This is a genomic window from Chitinimonas sp. (assembly GCF_041904975.1).
GTDB lineage: Bacteria > Pseudomonadota > Gammaproteobacteria > Burkholderiales > Chitinimonadaceae > Chitinimonas.
The window spans coordinates 1-1,508 of record NZ_JAYRLZ010000463.1 but is presented as its reverse complement, the minus strand read 5'-3'; the positions used below and the strand labels follow the sequence as shown (position 1 = coordinate 1,508).

General features: G+C 60.5%; 2 protein-coding genes. One reads left to right on the top strand and one right to left on the bottom strand.

Features of this window, described 5'->3' with window-relative positions; genetic code table 11:
- Positions 1-142 precede the first annotated feature (142 nt).
- On the top strand, positions 143-937 hold the full coding sequence (locus tag ACE3OH_RS22185; RefSeq protein ID WP_374358471.1) for a tetratricopeptide repeat protein: 795 nt from the start codon (positions 143-145) through the stop codon (positions 935-937).
- Between the two features lie 93 nt (positions 938-1,030).
- Here ACE3OH_RS22185 and ACE3OH_RS22180 read toward each other — a convergent pair.
- On the bottom strand, positions 1,031-1,508 hold a 478-nt coding region (locus tag ACE3OH_RS22180), incomplete at its 5' end, for a LysR substrate-binding domain-containing protein (RefSeq protein WP_374358468.1).

The following is a 1,508-nucleotide window of genomic DNA, read 5'->3' as shown; positions in this document are numbered from 1 at the left end:
CGGTGCCACCGCCGTAAAAAGTGGGTGACCGGTATTCAAACCTGCACGTTGCAACCTTGATAGCGGATGGGCGAAGTTTTCCTCGAGGGGTAAGATTGCGAGGCCGTGAACCGTTCTCTGCTGTTTGTATTTGGGGTTTGACATGCTGAAATACTTGGATATCGCGCGACTTGTCGGAGCGGGAATAAAGTGCACGGCCTGCACCGGTACGCGATGCAGGCAATCGCGATGGCATTCGAAGCATGAAAAACTGGGGCATCAAGGCTTTCAGCCGTATCGTTGCGAAGACTGCACAAATCGCTTTTTTGCCGCCAGCAGCGCTTCCCTGGAACGGACTCTGATCAATAGCACCGCCTACGTGATGCTGGGCATCGGTGTGCTAACCGCCGCCGACCTATGGCTGGGCAGCAACGACGACCCTGCGGCCGGACGTGTCGAGCTAGTCTCAACGATCAATACTGAGGAGAGCATGGCCCGACCTCGGGACGATACAGAGGCCCCAAACCATACGAGTGAGGAGACCCCTGATGCCAAGAGACATCCGGAAGACCCTGCCGACAACGTCGTTCTACTTCAGAAAGCCGCCACGAATGGTCATGCCGGAGCGATGGTCCAACTCGGACAAATCCTGTCCGCCGGCAAGGGACATCCGAAGGATGCCAGGCAAGCGGCAAAATGGATGCAATTGGCGGCAGCCACCGGGAATGCGGAAGGAATGTTCGAACTCGGACGTTTTTATCGTAATGGCATGGGATTGCCGCAGAATTCCGTGCACGCCTATGTCTGGTTAAACCGCGCCGCAGCCGCCAACCATCTTGGCGCCATGCACGAGCGCGATGATTTGGTCCGGACAATGAGCGCAGAGGAACTGAGGGAAGCACACGACCGGGCGTTATCGGAGGATTGGGGTAACGATGGCGGGCGCCGGAAGCAGTAAGAGGAACCTGCCGTACCCTCCGGGGCGCTCACATGTGCCAGACAAGCCAAACTGCCCGGCGGGGGGCTGCACATGAGAAGGCGCCGGCCCCCCTTATAACTGATATTCGGCGCCGCCGCCATGCATGGCCATTTCGACCACGCGCTTCGACAGGTGCGGCGCGAACAGCGCGATCAGGTCGTAGTCGTAGCGCCGCAAATAGGTGCCACGGCGCAGGGCCAGGCGGGTGGTGTTGGATTCGAACAGATGTGACGCGTCGACCGCAACCAGCCCGGCATCGCGCTGCGCGTCGAAGGCCAGCGCCGAAATGATGCCGAGACCGAGACCGAGGCTGACATAGGTCTTGATCACGTCGGCATCGAGGGCGGTCAGCGCGATGTTCGGCTGCGCGCCGATGCGCTCGAAGGCACGGTTGATGCGCGAGCGACCGGTGAACGCCGTGTCGTAGGTAATCAGCGGCCAGCGCGCCAGTTCGGCGAGTGACAACGGCTGCGACTTGAGAATCGGGTGGCCCTCCGGCGCGATCACGCAATGGCTCCACTGGCGCACCGGCAGCGTGATCAGCTGGACG

Excerpts from the sequence above, each read along its gene's own strand:
- ACE3OH_RS22185 (WP_374358471.1), top strand. The coding sequence starts at position 143 with ATGCTGAAATACTTGGATATCGCGCGACTTGTCGGAGCGGGAATAAAG.